Raw genomic sequence first — 17299 nt, forward strand, 5'->3', positions numbered from 1 at the left:
GATGTCAGACGTCCAGTGGGAAGAGCCGTTCTGCGGCGAGGGGAACTCCTGCTTCCGAATAGGAACCGACGCGAACGGAAACGGATACGTCGCCCTTGTCGGGGCCGAGGATCGTTACCTCACCGACAGCCGCGAAGCCCTCCAGCAGATGATCCGGGACATCAAGGCCGGCAAGGCCGATCACCTGCTGTAGGCAGGCCCCGCGTCCGCTTGTCCCTCGGCAGGGCTCCGGCGACGGCTCAGGAGGTACCAGGTGCCGAGGCCGACGACCAGGACGGTTCCGACGCCGATCCCGGTGAATCCGAGCGCCCTCATCGAGCCGGAGGTGCCGCCGGCCGTGCCGCCGGCGTCTCCGAGGCCGAAGCCTGCCGCTGCCGCGTCACCGTCGTACGGAGGCCCTTGCTGTGCCGCTCCCTCGATGCCGACGTCCAGCGTCAGCGGGACACTGCCGGGCACCTTGGGGTCCAGGCTCACCTGGACGTAGTACCAGCCCTGGAACCGCATTGCCGATTCGGCGTCCGAGTCGCCCTCGAACCGGTTCGCGTAAGCGGCCGGGGCCGTGCCGAGATCGATCCCGGTGGGGGCACCCGTATAGCCGGCGCTCTTGTCGGAGACGCGGCCACGGGCCGTGTTGTACAGGGCGAGGCGCAAGCCGCTGGCGGCGAAGAACGATCCGTCGGAGGTGGTGTTGGCCAGCTGGGCCCGGAGGAAGAGCTGCTGGCCCCAGGCGACCGGCACCCGGTAGAAGCGGCTCTCTCCCGGCCGGATGTCGTCCCTCCAGGCACCGTCGTCCACGGCTGCGGCATCGTTGAACCCGGTGCCACCACTCACCTTCCGGGAGCTTTTGCCCTCGCCGGCCGAGGGGGCCTTCGAGCTCCAGCCCGTCGGCGCCTCGGGCTCGGCGGCACCGGCCTTGAGGCCGGGTTCGGCCATGTACGTCAGCTCGATCGGCCACTTGGCAGTTCCACCGGTCTTCGTCCCCGCCCAGGTCACGGTGTAGAAGTAGTCCCCGGCCTCCTGGCAGGGAAGGCTGCTGTCGCCGATGCGACGCGACGCGTAGCCCGCGATCGGCCGGGTGGTCTCGCCCCCGAAGTAGACGGTCGGGCTGGAACCGCACGACGTGCCGTCGGTCGAGACGAGGGAGACCTGAATGCCGTCGAGGATGTCGCTCCTGCTGCCGGGCGGCGGGGCGAGGACCGTGGAGACGAACGCGCTGGACGTGCCGTCGAGCCGCACCCGGTAGTACTTCTTCTGGCCCGGGGAGATGGTGTCGGAGTAGACCTTGGCGCGCTCCAGCTGAGGGCCGTCGGCGCTCGACGCCGTGCCGGCGACGGGCACGGCTCCGTCGGCAGACCGGTACGAGGGAACAGCACCTCCTGGAGCGTCGTCCGAGCGCGGGTGCGCGGCCGCGACGCTCGGCAGCAGCAGTACGCAGAGCGCTGCCGCCACCCCGGCGGCGGCACCGCCTCGGGTCCTCGACACCATTCCGCTCCTACTCCGACACCGGGAAACCGTTCGTGCGGGGGCGGGGTGCCACGACCCGACGGCCGGGGCACCGCCGCCCCCTGGACTGCATGGGGGCTCTACGAGCCGCTGGTGCGCGGGAAGGAGACCTCCACGCGGCGGTTCTTCTTGCGGCCGTCCTCGGTGTCGTTGCTGGCGATCGGGTACTGCTCTCCGTAGCCGCGGATCTCGAAGGTGACACTCGGCAGCTTGGTGGCGAGCACTCCCTGCACGGCGTTGGCCCGCTGCTTGGACAGGACGTCACCGTGGGCGGACGACCCGAGGTTGTCGGTGAAGCCGAAGACCCGGACCTTCGGGGCCTTCTGCGTCTGGATCTCCAGGGCGATCGCGTTGATGCGGGCCGTTGCCTCGCCGCTGAGCTTGGCGCTGTCCTTGCCGAAGAGGACTTCGGCCTGAAGGGCGAAGGTGATGTCGGCGTTGGTGTCCTCGCGGCGCTCCTCGCCCCCCATGTCCTCGACGATGGACTTGATGTCGAGCACGCGGACGTCGCCGAGGGTCGCGCCGTCACCGAGCATGAGACCCGGCGAATTGGCATCGACCTCGACAGGGGGCGAGGCGCTCGGGACCGCGGTGGGGTTGTCGTCCGCCGAGGCCGCGGTGGCGCCCCACAGGGTCGAGGTACCGAGAACGACTGCTGCGGCCGCGCAGAGGCCGATACGGCACCTCAGCGCGCCCCGTGAGGTGACCGGTGTGGGGGTGGGTGGCTGCATGGCGGTCGTCACCCCGAGATCTTGATCGTCGCGGTGGGCATGGTGGGGATCTGGAAGTCGACCTCGGTGGTGCTCTGCGGCGGGGCGGGGAACTGGGCGAAGAACGGAGCTTCCGCTCCAGGCGTCAGGCCCTCGAACTTGGTGCACAGGCAGCGGCCGTCGGTGTCCCGGAGAACGAGATAGCGCTTCTTCCCTGTCTGGTCGACGAGTGACGTGCCAGCCATGGAGGCGCCGTTGCCTGCGACCTCTTGTTCCATGCCCTGCCAGCCGGGAGCAGTCCAGATCTGCTTGGATCCGTTCTTCACCGTGCCCTTCACGGTGACGAATCCGCCCGCCTCCCGCTTGACCGAACTGACGATCGCTTCCACACCGTCCTTGCCCTTGATCGAGGCAAGAACCTGGCCCTCGTCGTCCTCCGGCGGTGCAGGAGCTTCACTCTCTTGCCCGGCCGACGAGGACGAAGCGCCCTGCGGCTTGCTCTCAGGCTCATCCGAACCGTCGTCGCCGCCACAGGCCGTCAGCATGACTGCCATGGCTACTGAGGCAGCAGCGACGGCGGCTCCCTTGAAGCGAATCCGGGTCATGGCTGCACGCATCGGCGTGTTCCTCTCGTGACGTTCACTTAGTTGTCGGCCAGGTGGACGGAGAAAAGGTCTGCCAGGTCGGGCAGCAGGCCAAGGTTCTTCGGGTCGATCCGGAAGTCCTCGACATCGTCGCAGACAACTTTGTACGCCTTCTGCTCCTCGGCCTCATCCGTGTCGCCGTCATCGTCGTCCGCCGACGGGCTCGGCGTGGGACGTGTGTCCTCCTCGATGCGGCAACGCGGCTCGATCACCGCGCGCGCGGTCGCCGTGGCCTTCGTCGTCTTGGTACTGGCGATCACCGAACTGCCGACGGTCTTGTTCGTCTCGACCTTCACGGTGTAGGAGGCCTCGGGCCAGAAGTCCGCGTCGCAGGCGATCGAATCAGCACCGTTTGCCGCAGCCAGCCGGTCGGCAGCGGAGCACGACCCCGCTCCGACATCCCGTCCGCTCAGCAGGTCGTCCCACTCGCCGAGATCGAAGACACCGGGCCAGCTCCATTCGTCACGCGCGTCCTGAGCTGCGGCGAGCGCGGCCGCATCGGCTGCGGTCTGTGCCTCGTTCTTCTTCATCGAGGCCTGCCCGACGGCGAAGTACGCGAACGCAAGAAAGAGCAGGCCCGCCACCACCATGATGTAGATGGGGAAAGCCTGCCCTGCCTCGTGAGTTCTTCTGGCGATCAGCCAGCGCCCGTGATCTTGCCGATCTGCGTGGTGATGGCCGTCGCGATCGCGTTGCCGAAGTTCGTCGTCATGAGCACGCCGATGATCGCCACGACCACCACGATGATGCCCAGGTACTCCACCGCGCCCTGCCCCCGGTCCGCCTGGGCCTTCATGCGCTCGACGGACGTGTTCGCCCACACCTTGGCGTTGACGGAAGCCTTCAGCATCAGCTTGCTCATGGTGTTCCCCTCCGGTTTCGGCCGGCCGGGTACCGGCCGACGCGTACGTCTCTGCTGTGGCGTCTGCGTTACCGGCTTCCTCCTGGCCGGTGCCGCTGGCGACATGAGAAACGTACGGCTGGACACCCCTGTCGGTGCAGGGTCCCAGGGCCCAAAAGCGGGCCCAAAGCGGGCGTTGGGCCCCTCGCCCGGCGCGGGTGCCCCTGCCGGGGCCTGTCCCCCGTTCAGCCATGGCTGCCTGTCCCCCTCACTCCAGGTCCCGAGCCCGGCGCCGTACCGAGCCAGCGGGCGATCGCCTCGCTGCGGCTGGTGCTGTGCAGCTTGGTGAAGATCCGGTTGATGTGGTTCTTGACGGTCTTCTCGCTGATGAAGCAGGTGGCGGCGATCTGCTGGTTGCTCATGCCCGAGGAGATGAGCTCCATGACCTCCGCCTCCCTCGAACTCAGTTGGTACTGCTGCCTGTTGGGCTTCGGAAAGCCGACTGTTTCTGTACTGGACGAAGACTGTCCCACAACAGGTTGCAGTTGCGAAAGGTTTTGTGGATTTTCGGCCGGATGCGGCGGATGCGCAGGATGCGGCACAGGGGCCCGCCCCTCGTGGGCGCCGGTGCCCGGGAGCTGGGCCTGCGAGCCGGGCCCGTCGTGGGGGCTGCCGCCCGTCAGGGCTGCTCCCAGCCCGTCCGGCAGCGTCCGCGGCTGCTGGTTCGTCCCTTGCCGCATATGGGCGAGCAGCGCGCTCGCCGCTGTGGCCGTGAAGGGGGCGCGGCCGCTCTTCGTGTCGCGTACGGACTGTACGAGTTCATCGGCCGTGAACTCGCCGTGCACCAGGTAGCCGCCCGCGCCCAGGCGCAGCGCCTCGTGCACGATGTCGCTCTCGCGGCTGTACGTCAGCATCATCACGGGTGCAACCTGCACCAGGTGCGGCAGGGCGGAGAGGCCGTCCACCCCGGGCATGCGCACGTCGAGCAGGATGACGTCCGGCCGGTGGTGCACGGCGGCTTCGTAGGCCTCGCGCCCGTCCGCCGCCTCGGCCACGACCTCGATGTCGGCGCGGCCGCTGAGCAGGACCCCAAGTCCTGCCCGCACCACGGGGTTGTCGTCCGCGACGACGACGCGCAGGGTCCCGGGAGCCGGACGGTCGGGGGCGTCGGGGAAAGCGGGCATCGGCTGGGGTCCTGTGGGCGCTGTCCACTCCTTGGACCCTGTGGCCGCCGTGGGCGCTGGTGCGGTGGCCGGGAATGCGAGGGAGCCGAGTTCGCTGCTGAGCGCAGGGCCGTGCGGGGAGGTGTGCTGGGAGGTGTGGTGCTGATCCGCCCGGTCCTGGCCCGACGCGCGGGAGATGTCGTCCGGCATTCTGCGACCTCCTCTCGAGTGTCGTGGGGACGGGGGTGCGATAGCGATGGAGCCGTGAAGCAGGGGCAGGGGCAGTGGTCGTGCGCGAGCGGCTAGGGGCTCGAAGCCGGATCCGCGGAAGGGGCACCCGCAGACGCCGAGGCGGCATCCGAAGACGCCGTAGCGGCGCCCGTGGTCCGGTCGGCGGTCGCCAGGGCGGCGGTGGGGAGTTCGACGCGGACCTCGGTGCCCTTGGCCGCCTTCCCCTTGCCGATCCGGATGCGGGCGCCGATGGAGGCAGCGCGTTCGACCATCCCGACGAGTCCGAAGTGGCCGGCCCGCCTGAGGTCGTCGAGGGTGGTGCCTGCGGGCAGTCCCTCCCCGTCGTCGTACACGCTGACGCGCAGGACGTCGCCCTTGATGCCCGCGAGGACGACCAGGTAGGTGGGGTGGGCGTGCCGGTCGGCGTTCTCCATCGCTTCGGAGGCGACGGTGAGGAGTTGTCGGGCGACGATCTGGGGGACCGGGGGCACGGGCGTGTCGCCGAGGGTGCGGAACACGGTGTTCATTCCGCGCCTGCGGGTGAAGTCCTCCGTCCTGGAGCGGAGTTCGGCGATGAGGTCCACCCCTTCGTCGAGGCCGGACTCGCGCCGGAGGTCGGAGAGGAGTTCACGGGATTCGGCGGCGGCCCTTCGGGCGGACCTGGCGACCAGTTCCGCCTGCTGCCGGAGGGTGATCGGGTCCGTCCGGCCGGACGATCGGGCCAGCCCGTCGGCGGCGAGGGCCAGGCCGTGCAGGGTCTTGGCGACGGAGTCGTGCATCTCGCGGGCCAGCCGTGCGCGTTCGTCCTCGACGGCGACGCTGACGGCGAGGCGGGCCCGGGTCTCGGTCAGCGCCTGGCTCGCCGCGCCGACGCGGAGCATCAGGTTGCGCAGCGTGACACCGACCGCCCCGGCGAGGACGCAGAAGCCCGGGAGCAGCAGGGCGGCGGCGAGGCCTCCCCGGAACTGCTGGTCGGCGCCGTAGGCGGCGGCCAGGATGAGGACCTGGAGTACGGCGAAGATTCCGGCGGCGCGCCAGCCGTAGAGCAGTCCGGCGAGCAGCGGGGTGCAGACGACTGCGTAGCCGAGGCTCGAGTCGGGGGTGGCCGTGAACAGGAGCAGGGCGCCGAAGAGCGTGTCGGCTGCCAGCAGGAGCGGGGAGCGTACGAGGAGTGGCCCGAAGCGTTCCCAGTCGCGGTAGAGGGCGTACGAGCCGACGAAGGTGACCAGGACGGCGGAGGCGACCAGCCAGCTCGCGAGGCCGGGGGCGGTGTTGTCGAGGGCCTGCGGGGTGCCGATGGCGATCATGGCCAGGCGGAAGAGGAACACCTGGCGGGCCAGCGCCGAGAGGGCGTTGACCTGGATGGACACGGTGGGCGCCGGGCCGGTGGGGGTGGACAGGGCGGCGTGCCGCGCGTCCTCGGCACCCGGGTGCAGGGAGATCGTCATGGCCGGCCGCTCACTCCCCCGTGAAGGACCCGAGGTCGGTGTCGGATCCGAGCAGCATGGCGGCGCCCATGAGGATCATGGTGGCGGGGATCATGAAGGTGGTGACCATCAGGGTCGCCTTGGGGACGGCCTTGGCGGCCTTGCGCCGGGCGTTCTGGGCGTCGGTGCGGCGCATGTCGTTGGCGATGGCGATGAGCGTGTCGACGATCGGTGCGCCGAGTTCCTCGCCCTGCTGGAGCGCGGTGACGAACATGGCGACCTGTTCGGAGTCGTTGCGCCTGCGCAGTTCGTCGAAGGCCTGCCGGCGGCTGACGCCCATGTCCATCTGCCGCAGGGTGATGCGCAGTTCGTCGGACCAGGGACCCTGGTACTTCTCGGCGACCCTGTCGAGGGCCTGCCGGAATCCGAGGCCGGCGGAGACGACGACGGCGAGGACGTCCAGGAAGTCGGGGAGTGTGCGGTCGATGTCGTCCCTGCGCTTGCGGACGGCGGCCCAGATGCCGACCTCGCCCCAGAACAGGCCGAAGGCGATCATGAACAGGGCCATGAAGAACTTGCCGCTGGTGAGCATCGCGAAGGCGGCGAATCCGCCGAGGGCGCTGTAGACGGCGCGCCGGGCGGCGTAGCGGTCGATGGTGAGGCCGCCGGGGTTGCCCGCCATGTCGATCTTCCGGCGCTTCTCGTTGACCTTCTTGGGTCCCATCAGGCGGAGTACCAGGGGCGCCCAGCGCATACCGAGCCGGTCGATGCCGGAGCCGACGGCGGTGGTGCGGGTCGAGCCGACTTCGAGCGCGAGGGCGAGGTCGCCGGGGAGCGTGGCCTCGGCGCGGTACATCCGGATGCCCTTGAAGACGCCGAAGACGCTGGCGCCGACGACGAGAGCGAGCAGCAGTTCCATTCCGGCCCCCTCCTCAGATATCGATCTTGGAAACGCGGCGGATGGCGACGAAGCCGAGGGCGTAGAGGCCGAGCGAGACGATGACGGCGATCTGTCCGACGACCGATCCCGTCATGCGGTCGAGGGCGCCGGGGAGGATCGAGTTCACCAGGAGCATCGCGCCGATGCCGATGGCGGGGACGGCGTAGGCGGTGGCGTTGATCTGGGAGAGCTGGGTGCGGACCTCGCGCCGGGTCTCCTTGCGTTCCTCCAGGGTGACGGTGAGGTTGCGCAGCGAGGACACGACCTGGCCGCCGGCCCGGTTGGACAGGATCAGCGTGGAGACCAGGACGACGAGTTCGCGGGAGGGCAGGCGTTCGGCGAGTTCCCCGAGGGCGTCGTCGAGGGTCCGGCCCACTCCCAGCTGGTCTGCGACGACGCGGAGTTCGTCGCCTGCGGGCGATTCGAGTTCGTCGGCGGCCATGGCGATGGAGGTGCGCAGCGAGAGCCCGGCATGGGTGGCGTTGGCGAGCACCCGGGAGATCTCCGGCAGCTGGCTGATGAAGGCCTCGGTGCGCTTGGTGCGGTGCCAGTTCAGGAAGGTGTTGGCACCCCAGAGCGCGGCGAGTCCGGCGAGCGGGCCGAAGAACGAGGCCAGGAGGGAGGCCGCGATCAGCCAGAAGGCCGCCACGGAGCCCACGACGTAGAGGAAGTACTCGCCCGGGGTGATGTCGAGGCCCGTGGCCGCGAGCTTCAGCTCGATCCTCTTGCCGAGTTTCGTGCGGCGCAGCCGCCGGTCGAGTCCCCGGAAGCGGCGTCGGGGGCCCATGTCGATCTGCCCGGTCGAGGAGAGCCGGTCGACGAGCGCTTCACGCTGGGCCTTGCCCGCGGTGTACGCGTGCACTCCGAGGACGCCGAGTACGCAGCACAGCAGCGTGACGCCGAGGGTGAGCGGTGCGAGGTTGTCCATGTCGGGGTACCTATCTGGCCTCTCGGGTGGCGAGGTATTCCTCTGACGGAGCGACCCCGAAGGCCTGGGGGATGGGCTGTCCGGCCATGTAGAGCCGGTCGGCGATGCGACGCGGGAGCGGGAGTGCCTGGAACTCGCCGTGGATCACGCCGTCGGTGTTCATGGGGCGGGCGTCGAACCGGGCGACGGTGACGATCCTGTACGGGTCGCGCCCGTGCGAGTCGAGTACGGCGATCTCGGTGACGCGCCTGGTGCCGTCGGCGTGCCGGGTCAGCTGGACGATGACGTCCACGGCGCTGTTGATCTGGTCGTGCAGGGCCTCGAAGGGGATCTTGATCTCGGACATCGACGCCAGGGTCTGGAGCCGCATCAGCGCGTCCTCCGCGCTGTTGGCGTGGACGGTGGCCAGCGAGCCGTCGTGGCCGGTCGACATGGCCTGGAGCATGTCGAGCGACTCGCCGCCTCGGACCTCACCCACGACGATGCGGTCGGGTCGCATGCGCAGGGAGTTGCGGACCAGGTCGCGGATGGTGACCTGGCCCTTGCCCTCGACGTTGGCGGGACGGGACTCCAGCCGGATCACGTGGTTCTGCTGGAGCTGGAGTTCGGCGGAGTCCTCGATGGTGACGATGCGCTCGCCCTCGGGGATGAGTCCGGAGAGCGCGTTGAGGAGCGTGGTCTTCCCCGTGCCGGTGGCCCCGGAGACGATCACGTTGAACTTCGCCTGGACGAGTCCGGCGAGCAGGAGCAGCATCTGCTGGTCCAGCGAGCCGAAGGCGATCATCTCCTGGAGCGAGAAGGACCGGGGGAAGCGCCGGATGGTGAGCGTCGCGCCGGTGAGGGCGAGGGGCGGGATGATGACGTTGACGCGCTCGCCGCTGGGCAGGCGGGCGTCGACCATCGGGTTGGCCTCGTCCACCCGTCGGTTGACGGTGGAGACGATGCGCTCGATCGTCTGCATGAGCTGCTCGTGGCTGGCGAAGCGCATGGGGAGCTGCTCGACCCGGCCGGCCCGTTCGACGAAGATCTGGTCGGGTCCGTTGACCATGATCTCGGTGATGGAGGCGTCCTCCAGGAGGGGTTCGAGGACGCCGAGTCCGAGGGCCTCGTCGACGACCCGGCGGATGAGCTGGGAGCGTTCGACGGTCGAGAGGACGGGGCCCTCGCGGCTGATGATGTGGCCCAGGACGCGTTCCAGCCGGGCCCGGCGGTCGGCGGCGGCCAGCGAGGACATCTCCGCGAGGTCGATCTCCTCGAGGAGCTTGGCGCGGTACGTGGCGACCAGGTGGCCGTCCTCCCGTCCCCCTCCGCGCTCCTCGGGGGCGGTGATGCGTGCCCGCAGGCTCATGGGTGGTACTCCTCGGGTGGGGTGGGTGCGCTCAGTCGTCGCGGGGCATGGTGGCGGACTTCTCGACGCTCCGGTCCCCGAGCAGGCCGAGGAGGACGTCCGGGACGGTGACGGTGACCGTCACGGTGACGGAGTCGCCTCCCGTGGGCGGGGCGATGCGGGACCGTTCGGCGACCCAGCCGGTCATGGACGCCCTTCCGACCCGCGCGTAGGACCCGGAGACGTCCTCCTGCGCGGCGGTGCGGGCGGCGGCCCTGGCTCCGGTGCCGGCCTGCTGCGCGGTGTAGGCGATCAGTCCCAGCTGGATCCCGGCGAGGCCGATGAGGATGAGGACGGGGAGGAAGCCCAGGTATTCGAGGGCGGTGGAGCCGCGGTCCCCGCCCCTGGCCCTGTGCGCCGTCCGTCCGGCCGCGCGGGGGGTGCGTACGGGTGCCATGACGCGTCACTTCCCTTCCGCGGCCGCGCCGGCCGTTGCCGTGACGGGGATGGGGAGGCTGGCGAAGCCGGGGAACAGGACGGGTGCCTTCAGGGTGATGGTGGCGGTGACCACGTCGTCGCCCCCGGCCCCGCAGTCGCGGATCTCAGCCGGTCCTTCCCAGGCGCTCGGGAGCCGTTCGTACACGGCCGCCTCGCACCTGCCCCAGCGGTCCCCGTCCGCCGCGACGGCCTTGCGTACGCCTTCGTCGGCCGCGCCGCTCGCCAGGGTGAAGGTGTAGCCCACCAGGACGGCCTGCCAGAGCAGCACCAGCGTCACCAGGATGATCGGGACCATCCCGGTGAACTCGATGCTCAGCTGACCGCGGTCACCTCCTGGCCGCGCCCGTATCCGGTCGGGTTCTCCTGTGCGTCGCTTCACTTCCGGCCTCCCCCGCTGGTCGTTCCGCCCTTGCGCCTACGGCCCCCGATCGAGCCCCTGTCGCCGCGCAGCATGCCGCCGCCTCGCGGCTCCGCTCCCTGGGCAGGCTTCACCAGTCCGAGCTCTCCCGCCAGGGCCCAGAGGGCCTGTTTCACGGTGGAGCGTGGGTCCAGTTCGTGCATCCGGCCGGAGTCCACCACGCCCTGGAGTTCCTTGAAGTTCGCCGGGACCGCCGTGCCCGACATCCTGGTGCCGGTGATCCGCTGGATGAGCGGCGGCTGGATCTCCGTGTTGCGGTTGAAGCGGTTGACGAGGGTGACCGTCTCCTCCGCCTTGCGGATCTGGAGGCGGTCCCACATCCGTACGATGCGCTTGGCGCCCCGCACGGCGACGACGTCCGGTGTCGTCACCAGCACGGCGGTGTCGGCCATCTCGATCGCCGCGGCGTTGGCCCCGTTCATCTGGCTTCCGCAGTCGATGACGACGACCTCGTACCGTGAGCGCAGGGCGCTGACGATCTGGCGGGCCGCGCGGTCGCTGACCTCCTCGCCGCGTTCCCCCTCCCCGGGGGCCAGCAGCAGCGCCAGGCCGCTGTCGTGGGAGAACACGGCGTCGGAGAGGACCCGCGGGGATATGTCGGTGATGGCGGCCAGGTCGACGACGGAACGCCGGAACTGCACGTCGAGGTAGGCGGCGATGTCGCCGGTCTGGAGGTCCAGGTCGACGAGTGCGGCGGTGTAACCGGAGGCCTGCGCGGCCAGGGCCAGCTGTACGGCGGTGACGGTCGCGCCGACGCCGCCCTTGGCCCCGGTCACCGTGACGACCGTTCCCCCGGGGCCGGTGAACACGTCTCCGCCCGTGCCGAGGTGGCGTCGGACGCCCGTGGACCACAGTGCGGCGGCCTGGACGCGGTTGGCGAGCTCCTCGTAGCTCAGGGGCAGGGTGGCCAGGCCCCGCGCTCCGGCGTCCATGGACGCGGCGAAGAGCCCGGGGCTGGCGTCGGCGGTGATCAGGACGACCCCCACCGCGGGGAATCGCAGGGAGACCTCCCGGATCAGCTCCAGCGCGGGCACCGGGCCGATCCGCTCGTGGACGAGTACGACCTCGGGCAGTTCCTCGATGGCCTCGCCGGCGAGGCGGGCGAGGGTGTCGATGAGCTGCGTGGAGTCACCGACCGGGGCGGCCGGCTCCGCGTCGGGGAGCTGGCTGAGCAGGGTGGTCACGGACCTGGCCGCGTCGGGGTCGCCGACCGCCGGGAGGATTCTGGTGGTCATCCCATCCTCACTTGTCCTTGTCGAGCGTGTAGGTCCGGTCGCCGGGGCGGACGACGCCGTCACTGCCCGGGGCGATCAGCGCGAGACGCACGTGCTGGGCGAACGACTCGGCGTAGGCCACTCGCTGCGTGTCGAGCGTGTCGAGCGCGAAGGTGATCGGCACGGCCTCGGCCGCCTGGTTCCGGTCGTCCTTCCTGGGCTCCAGGGCGGTCAGTTCACCGACGTCCAGGACCTTCGCGTTGGAGACGATGATCTTGGACTGGGGCACCTCGCCGTCCCGTTCGGCTGCGAAGGTGGCGTAGATGTTCACCTTGTCGTTGGGCCGGATCTTGCCGGCCACGCCGGTGGCGGCATCGATCATGATGGCGATCTCCTGCTCACCCGGGCGCAGTTCGGGGCTGCTGACCATCATGTCCGACTGCATCAGGGAGCCCGCCCGCAGTTCGGTGACGGCGATCTTGCCGTCGACCTCGTCGATCTCCGTGACGGCGTTCTCCGACAGCCAGCGTTTCGGCATGGAGACCTTCTCGAACTGCTTGGCGGACAGGGCCGTGTACGGGGCCACGTTGTCCTTGAGCCGGTAGGCGTCGACCTCGGGACCGACCTTCGAGTTCACGTCGCTGATCACCGAGAGGACTCCGGCGAAGGCTGCGAAGGCGCACAGGACCGACAGGAGCAGGAGTATCACGCCGCGGCGCTGGCGGGAGTTCATGGGCCGGACAACCTCGTTCGAATCGGATGCGTGGAGCAGCGGACAGAGAGGGATGCGCGGTGTCTGCGGAGAGCCCGGGGCGCGCTAGGTGGCGGGCGGTGCGGGTGCTCCATGGCTCAGGACACCCGGGGAGTGTTTTCGGTTCTCCGGCGGGGCGAGCGGGGAGGAACAGAACGCGCAGCGGTCGCCGATGAGCTCCATTCCGCACCAGTGGCAGTTTTCCCGGCGCACGGAGGAAACGAGCTGGTAGATCACGGAGATGTCCGGAAGGAAGGACGCGAATTCCACCAGCTTCCCCGTTCCCCACCAGCGCGGTGAACCGGAGGGCAGGGCGCACTCCTGGACGGCCTGTACACCCCAGGCCGGGGCGAGGGTCTGCTGGACCCATTCGGAGGTCAGCTGCCCCTTGGCGACCATCAGCTGGGTGGTGAACGGCGGGCCGGTGGGCGGTTCGGCCGACGGGCTGATCCTGACGAGTTGCGGGCTGGGGCCGGCGAGCACGGCGAACTGTGATCCCGGGACCCAGGACTTGGCGTGGGTCTTGAGGCTGACGGGCACCCGGTCGAGCCTGGCCACGGAGTTCAGCAGTGCTCCGGCGTGGATGTAGTGGGCGAGCAGGCGGGCCGCCGAGGCCACCACTCCGGGGCTGAAGTCGCAGACGGAGAGCTGGCGCAGCTGGCGTACGAGTACGGCGACGCCCAGGGGTGGCAGGTCGGTCCTGAGCAGGGCGATGCGGTCGCTCTCCAGGACCGAGCGGATGGCGTGGAGCCTGCGTTCGTGGGCGGCGCCGATGCCGGCGGGGTAGACCGCGACGACGTGACCGTGCTGCTCCAGGAGCAGGTTCATGTCACCGATCGCGAGGTCGAGGGACTGGGCCTCGGGTGCCTGCAGCGTGGCCGCCGTGGGTGTCTGCTGATCGGTCGGCGGAAGCACCAGATCGGCACTGGTCACTGCTATTGCGGTCGGCACGCTCTTCCCCGTTCGGCCCCGGCCGTCGTCGGTGACGACTTCGGCCGCAATCGCTCCTGCTCCGTGCTTCTTTCCCCAGCACTTTAACCACGTCAGAGCGGGCAGAGAACAGATATCGGAACCCAGTACGAAGACGTGCGGCACAGGCGTTCGCTACGCGTCCGTACGAAATCGGACGAAAAGCAAAGTGGTTAACTTCTGCACCACTGCATAGAGTTACTCCGTTCGAACCGGTTTGAAATGCCGGGGAATTGATCCGCCCACGTCAGAGCGGACGGCAGTCGCTTTCCAGGGCCTTCCGCGATATCGCGGCCGTCACGTTCCGGACACCCCCGCAGAGTCACCCGCGCGAGTGCACGCCCGACGTTCCGCGAACGGCCACCCGAAGGTGTGCGCGGGTGCCGCCCGGCCCCTCGCCCGGCACGTCGTAGGCATCCGCGCCGCCAGAGGTCTTGACAACTCGATTGGTCTGGACCAGTTTATCGGCCAACGGTGGCCACCGTTTCCGCCAGCACCCCCAACTCCCCCACCGGAGGCAGCAAGTGGAACGCTCCGCAGGCAGCAGCAGACACAGAAGGAGCCGGGTCCGGCCTCTCCTCGGCGGGGCGGTCGCCGTCGTCGCGGCAGGGGCGCTGGCCGTCACCGGGCTCGCGACCAGTGCGCAGGCCGCCGACGTCAACGTGGCCAAGAACGCCGGATTCGAGTCAGGGCTCGCCAACTGGACCTGTTCCGGCGGCAGCGGCACCACCGTCTCCTCCCCCGTGCACGGCGGTACCTCCGCGCTCAAGGCCTCCCCGGCTGGGCAGGACAACGCCAAGTGCACGCAGACCGTGGCCGTGAAGCCCAACTCGACCTATGCGCTGAGCTCCTGGGTGCAGGGCGGTTACGCCTACCTCGGCGCGAGCGGCACCGGGACCACGGACGTCTCCACCTGGACGCCCGGGTCGAGCAGCTGGACGCAGCTGAGGACGAGCTTCACCACGGGTCCCTCGACCACCTCCGTGACCGTCTACACCCACGGCTGGTACGGCCAGGCCGCGTACTTCGCGGACGACGTCCAGGTGACCGGCCCGGACGGCGGCGGCGGCACCGATCCGGAGCCCTCGGTCCCCGGGTCCCCCGCCGGGCTGACCGTGGGGGCCACCACCACGTCCTCGATCGCCCTGAGCTGGAACGCCGTCTCCGGCGCGACCGGGTACACCGTCTACCGGAACGGCACGAAGGCGACCACGTCCACCGGCACCTCCGCGACGGTGACGGGGCTGGCGGCCGACACCGCCTACCAGTTCGCCGTCAGCGCCACCAACGCCGCGGGTGAGTCGGTGAAGTCGGCCACCGTCAGCGGCCGTACGGCGAAGACCACCGACCCGGGCGGCCCCACGACCTCGGTGCCCAAGCACGCGGTGACCGGCTACTGGCAGAACTTCAACAACGGCGCCACCGTCCAGAAGCTCAGCGACGTCCCCGCGAACTACGACATCATCGCCGTCTCCTTCGCGGACGCCACCGCCACGCCCGGCGCGGTCACCTTCAACCTGGACTCGGCGGGGCTGAACGGCTACACCGTCGCCCAGTTCAAGGCCGACATCAAGGCCAAGCAGGCCGCCGGCAAGAACGTCATCATCTCCGTGGGCGGCGAGAAGGGGTCCGTCGCGGTCAACAGCGACGCCTCCGCGACCGCCTTCGCCGACTCGGTGTACGCGCTCATCCAGGAGTACGGCTTCAACGGCGTCGACATCGACCTGGAGAACGGCCTCAACTCCACCTACATGACGAAGGCCCTGCGCTCGCTCTCGTCGAAGGCGGGCTCCGGCCTCGTCATCACGATGGCGCCGCAGACCATCGACATGCAGTCGACCTCCGGTGAGTACTTCAAGACGGCGCTCAACATCAAGGACATCCTGACCGTCGTCAACATGCAGTACTACAACAGCGGTTCGATGCTGGGCTGCGACGGCAAGGTCTACTCCCAGGGTTCGGTGGACTTCCTCACCGCACTCGCCTGCATCCAGCTGGAGGGCGGCCTCGCCCCGTCCCAGGTCGGCCTCGGCGTCCCGGCCTCCACCCGCGGCGCGGGCAGCGGCTACGTCGCCCCGTCCGTCGTGAACGCGGCCCTGGACTGCCTCACCAAGGGCACGAGCTGTGGTTCCTTCAAGCCCTCTAGGACCTACCCGGCCCTGCGCGGCGCGATGACCTGGTCCACCAACTGGGACGCCACCGCCGGAAACGCCTGGTCCAACGCGGTCGGCCCGCACGTCCACGGCCTGCCGTAGCCCCACCGGCCCTTCGGTCCAGCAGCGCCGCCGCTCCCCCGGCGGCGCTGCTGTGTGCGGGGGGATCCGTACGCGGATGTCACCAGGGCAGTTCGCGCACCTGCTGGACGCACAGCACGACGAACAGAAGCCCCGCCGCGCCCAGCATCCCGTTGCTGAGCCAGCCGTTGCGCCACTCCCGCGGTGTGCGGGAGGAGTTCAGCAGCCACAGCAGGGTCAGGGCCAGGAACGGCATGAAGAACGCCCCCAGCACCCCGTAGCCGATGACCAGCCCGAACGGCTCGTCCAGCCACAGCAGCGTCATCGGCGGGAACGTCAGCCAGAGCAGGTACGCGCGGAAGGGCACGGACCGCTCCTGCCGTCCCACGGTGTCGCTGCCCGCCCTCTCCACGTCCCGGTCACCACGGCCGGCGGCCCGGATCCGCTCGACGAAGTCGGCGAACATCAGGCTCACGCCGTGCCAGACGCCGATGAGCGACGAGAACGACGTCGCGAAGAATCCGACCAGGAAGAGCTTCGCGGTGCCCGCGCCGAAGCGGCCCTCGAGGACCGTGCCGAGGTCGATCAGACCCCGGTCGCCCTTCGTCAGGGCGATCTGCGAGGCGTGCAGCAGCTCGGCACCGACGATGAGCATCGCGACGACGAAGATGCCGGTCGTGAGGTAGGCGACCCGGTTGTCGATCCGCATCACCTTCATCCAGGAGGAGTCGGACCAGCCCTTCGCGTTCACCCAGTACCCGTACGCCGCCATGGTGATCGTGCCGCCGACCCCGCCGATCAGCCCGAGCGTGTAGATCAGCGAGCCGTCCGGGAGCACCGGGAGCAGCCCGGCGAAGGAGGCGCCGACGTCCGGCACCACCCGGATCGCGACGTAGACCACGACGACGAACATGACGCCGATGAGGACCGTCATGACCTTCTCGAAGACCGCGTACTGGTTGAACCAGACGAAGACCAGGCCGACCAGTCCGGTGACGATCGCCCAGGTCTTGAGGCCGGGTCCGTCGGGGAAGAGCGCCACGATGGGCAGGGCACTGGAGGACATGGCCGTCGCGCCGTAGACGAAGCCCCAGACGACGACGTACACGGCGAAGTAGCCGGTGGTCCAGCCGCCGAGGGTGCGCCAGCCGTCGAAGAGGGTGCGGCCGGTCGCGAGGTGCCAGCGGCCCACCGCCTCCGCGAGGGAGATCTTGACGAGACAGCCGATCACCGCCGCCCACATGAGGGTGTAGCCGAATTTGCTGCCCGCGATGAGGGTCGCGACCAGGTCGCCGGCTCCGACTCCCGTCGCCGCGACGACGATGCCGGGCCCGATGTACTTCCAACTGGATCTACGTGGACGGGAGTCCAGCTCCCCGGTCTCTGTGGTGTCGCTCGTCTCGGCCATGTCGATCAAAGAAGCGCAAAGACCGGGTTCGCACAAGGGGGCATGTGATACCCCCGCCAGGCCCTCTCTTCACCAGGACAGCTGTGGACGTTC

General features: G+C 69.6%; 18 protein-coding genes. 2 read left to right on the plus strand and 16 right to left on the minus strand.

The genetic code is table 11. From position 1 onward, the window contains the following. Position 1: 1 nt before the first annotated feature. The gene (locus IA22_RS0113875) at positions 2–193 is read left to right on the plus strand and encodes a hypothetical protein (protein WP_030123780.1); all 192 of its coding nucleotides are present in this window, start codon (positions 2–4) and stop codon (positions 191–193) included. Here the strand turns inward: IA22_RS0113875 and IA22_RS0113880 are convergent. From IA22_RS0113880 to IA22_RS0113950, 15 genes are all read right to left on the minus strand, one after another. Further along, entirely contained in the window at positions 181–1485 is a 1305-nt protein-coding gene (locus IA22_RS0113880; protein ID WP_030123781.1) for a hypothetical protein, read from the minus strand. The two genes, IA22_RS0113875 and IA22_RS0113880, sit on opposite strands and share 13 nt — an antisense overlap. 98 nt (positions 1486–1583) lie before the next feature. After that, positions 1584–2234 carry an OmpA family protein gene (locus IA22_RS0113885; RefSeq protein WP_014154343.1) on the minus strand — a complete coding sequence of 217 codons (651 nt, stop codon included), beginning with the start codon at positions 2232–2234 and terminating at the stop codon, positions 1584–1586. Positions 2235–2242: 8 nt separating this feature from the next. Continuing rightward, a complete protein-coding gene (locus tag IA22_RS0113890; RefSeq protein ID WP_030123782.1) occupies positions 2243–2830 on the minus strand; it encodes a hypothetical protein in 588 nt (195 codons plus the stop codon). 26 nt (positions 2831–2856) lie between these two features. Then, the gene (locus IA22_RS0113895) at positions 2857–3498 is read right to left on the minus strand and encodes a pilus assembly protein TadG-related protein (RefSeq protein ID WP_318259860.1); all 642 of its coding nucleotides are present in this window, start codon (positions 3496–3498) and stop codon (positions 2857–2859) included. Continuing rightward, on the minus strand, positions 3495–3719 hold the full coding sequence (locus IA22_RS0113900; protein WP_030123784.1) for a hypothetical protein: 225 nt from the start codon (positions 3717–3719) through the stop codon (positions 3495–3497). The genes IA22_RS0113895 and IA22_RS0113900 overlap by 4 nt, the downstream gene beginning before the upstream one ends. A gap of 224 nt (positions 3720–3943) precedes the next feature. Further along, positions 3944–5071, minus strand: a complete 1128-nt coding sequence (locus IA22_RS0113905) for a response regulator transcription factor (RefSeq protein WP_030123785.1) — start codon at positions 5069–5071, stop codon at positions 3944–3946. 92 nt (positions 5072–5163) lie between these two features. Further along, positions 5164–6540, minus strand: coding sequence for a sensor histidine kinase (locus IA22_RS0113910; protein WP_030123786.1), 1377 nt, complete (start codon positions 6538–6540; stop codon positions 5164–5166). Between the two features lie 10 nt (positions 6541–6550). Beyond that, on the minus strand, positions 6551–7438 hold the full coding sequence (locus IA22_RS0113915) for a DUF5936 domain-containing protein (RefSeq protein WP_014154349.1): 888 nt from the start codon (positions 7436–7438) through the stop codon (positions 6551–6553). A gap of 13 nt (positions 7439–7451) precedes the next feature. Then, entirely contained in the window at positions 7452–8387 is a 936-nt protein-coding gene (locus IA22_RS0113920) for a type II secretion system F family protein (protein WP_014154350.1), read from the minus strand. A gap of 10 nt (positions 8388–8397) precedes the next feature. Then, the gene (locus IA22_RS0113925; protein ID WP_030123787.1) at positions 8398–9735 is read right to left on the minus strand and encodes a TadA family conjugal transfer-associated ATPase; all 1338 of its coding nucleotides are present in this window, start codon (positions 9733–9735) and stop codon (positions 8398–8400) included. Positions 9736–9766: 31 nt separating this feature from the next. Further along, positions 9767–10171, minus strand: a complete 405-nt coding sequence (locus IA22_RS0113930) for a TadE/TadG family type IV pilus assembly protein (protein WP_030123788.1) — start codon at positions 10169–10171, stop codon at positions 9767–9769. Positions 10172–10177: 6 nt separating this feature from the next. Next, on the minus strand, positions 10178–10591 hold the full coding sequence (locus IA22_RS0113935) for a TadE family protein (protein ID WP_014154353.1): 414 nt from the start codon (positions 10589–10591) through the stop codon (positions 10178–10180). Continuing rightward, positions 10588–11865: a CpaE/TadZ family protein gene (locus tag IA22_RS0113940; RefSeq protein ID WP_030123790.1), complete on the minus strand. Its 1278-nt coding sequence runs from the start codon at positions 11863–11865 to the stop codon at positions 10588–10590. Before IA22_RS0113940 ends, IA22_RS0113935 begins: the two co-directional genes overlap by 4 nt. A gap of 7 nt (positions 11866–11872) precedes the next feature. After that, positions 11873–12577, minus strand: a complete 705-nt coding sequence (gene cpaB, locus IA22_RS0113945) for a Flp pilus assembly protein CpaB (RefSeq protein ID WP_014154355.1) — start codon at positions 12575–12577, stop codon at positions 11873–11875. Positions 12578–12661: 84 nt separating this feature from the next. Next, positions 12662–13546, minus strand: a complete 885-nt coding sequence (locus IA22_RS0113950) for a hypothetical protein (protein ID WP_234318622.1) — start codon at positions 13544–13546, stop codon at positions 12662–12664. A gap of 542 nt (positions 13547–14088) precedes the next feature. On the opposite strand from IA22_RS0113950, the gene IA22_RS0113955 reads away from it, so the two are divergent. Continuing rightward, entirely contained in the window at positions 14089–15819 is a 1731-nt protein-coding gene (locus IA22_RS0113955) for a chitinase (protein WP_030123792.1), read from the plus strand. Positions 15820–15898: 79 nt separating this feature from the next. Here the strand turns inward: IA22_RS0113955 and IA22_RS0113960 are convergent, their stop codons facing one another. After that, positions 15899–17206: an Nramp family divalent metal transporter gene (locus IA22_RS0113960; protein WP_030123793.1), complete on the minus strand. Its 1308-nt coding sequence runs from the start codon at positions 17204–17206 to the stop codon at positions 15899–15901. Positions 17207–17299: the final 93 nt, after the last annotated feature.

Origin of the sequence: Kitasatospora papulosa (genome assembly GCF_000717245.1) — a bacterium.
Classification (GTDB): domain Bacteria; phylum Actinomycetota; class Actinomycetes; order Streptomycetales; family Streptomycetaceae; genus Streptomyces; species Streptomyces papulosus.

Bases quoted from the DNA above. Each gene is read 5' to 3' on its own strand.
- IA22_RS0113875 (WP_030123780.1), top strand. From the start codon at position 2: ATGTCAGACGTCCAGTGGGAAGAGCCGTTCTGCGGCGAGGGGAACTCC.
- IA22_RS0113880 (WP_030123781.1), bottom strand. From the start codon at position 1,485: ATGGTGTCGAGGACCCGAGGCGGTGCCGCCGCCGGGGTGGCGGCAGCG.
- IA22_RS0113885 (WP_014154343.1), bottom strand. From the start codon at position 2,234: ATGCAGCCACCCACCCCCACACCGGTCACCTCACGGGGCGCGCTGAGG.
- IA22_RS0113890 (WP_030123782.1), bottom strand. From the start codon at position 2,830: ATGCGTGCAGCCATGACCCGGATTCGCTTCAAGGGAGCCGCCGTCGCT.
- IA22_RS0113900 (WP_030123784.1), bottom strand. From the start codon at position 3,719: ATGAGCAAGCTGATGCTGAAGGCTTCCGTCAACGCCAAGGTGTGGGCG.
- IA22_RS0113905 (WP_030123785.1), bottom strand. From the start codon at position 5,071: ATGCCGGACGACATCTCCCGCGCGTCGGGCCAGGACCGGGCGGATCAG.
- IA22_RS0113910 (WP_030123786.1), bottom strand. From the start codon at position 6,540: ATGACGATCTCCCTGCACCCGGGTGCCGAGGACGCGCGGCACGCCGCC.
- IA22_RS0113915 (WP_014154349.1), bottom strand. From the start codon at position 7,438: ATGGAACTGCTGCTCGCTCTCGTCGTCGGCGCCAGCGTCTTCGGCGTC.
- IA22_RS0113920 (WP_014154350.1), bottom strand. From the start codon at position 8,387: ATGGACAACCTCGCACCGCTCACCCTCGGCGTCACGCTGCTGTGCTGC.
- IA22_RS0113925 (WP_030123787.1), bottom strand. From the start codon at position 9,735: ATGAGCCTGCGGGCACGCATCACCGCCCCCGAGGAGCGCGGAGGGGGA.
- IA22_RS0113930 (WP_030123788.1), bottom strand. From the start codon at position 10,171: ATGGCACCCGTACGCACCCCCCGCGCGGCCGGACGGACGGCGCACAGG.
- IA22_RS0113940 (WP_030123790.1), bottom strand. From the start codon at position 11,865: ATGACCACCAGAATCCTCCCGGCGGTCGGCGACCCCGACGCGGCCAGG.
- cpaB (WP_014154355.1), bottom strand. From the start codon at position 12,577: ATGAACTCCCGCCAGCGCCGCGGCGTGATACTCCTGCTCCTGTCGGTC.
- IA22_RS0113960 (WP_030123793.1), bottom strand. From the start codon at position 17,206: ATGGCCGAGACGAGCGACACCACAGAGACCGGGGAGCTGGACTCCCGT.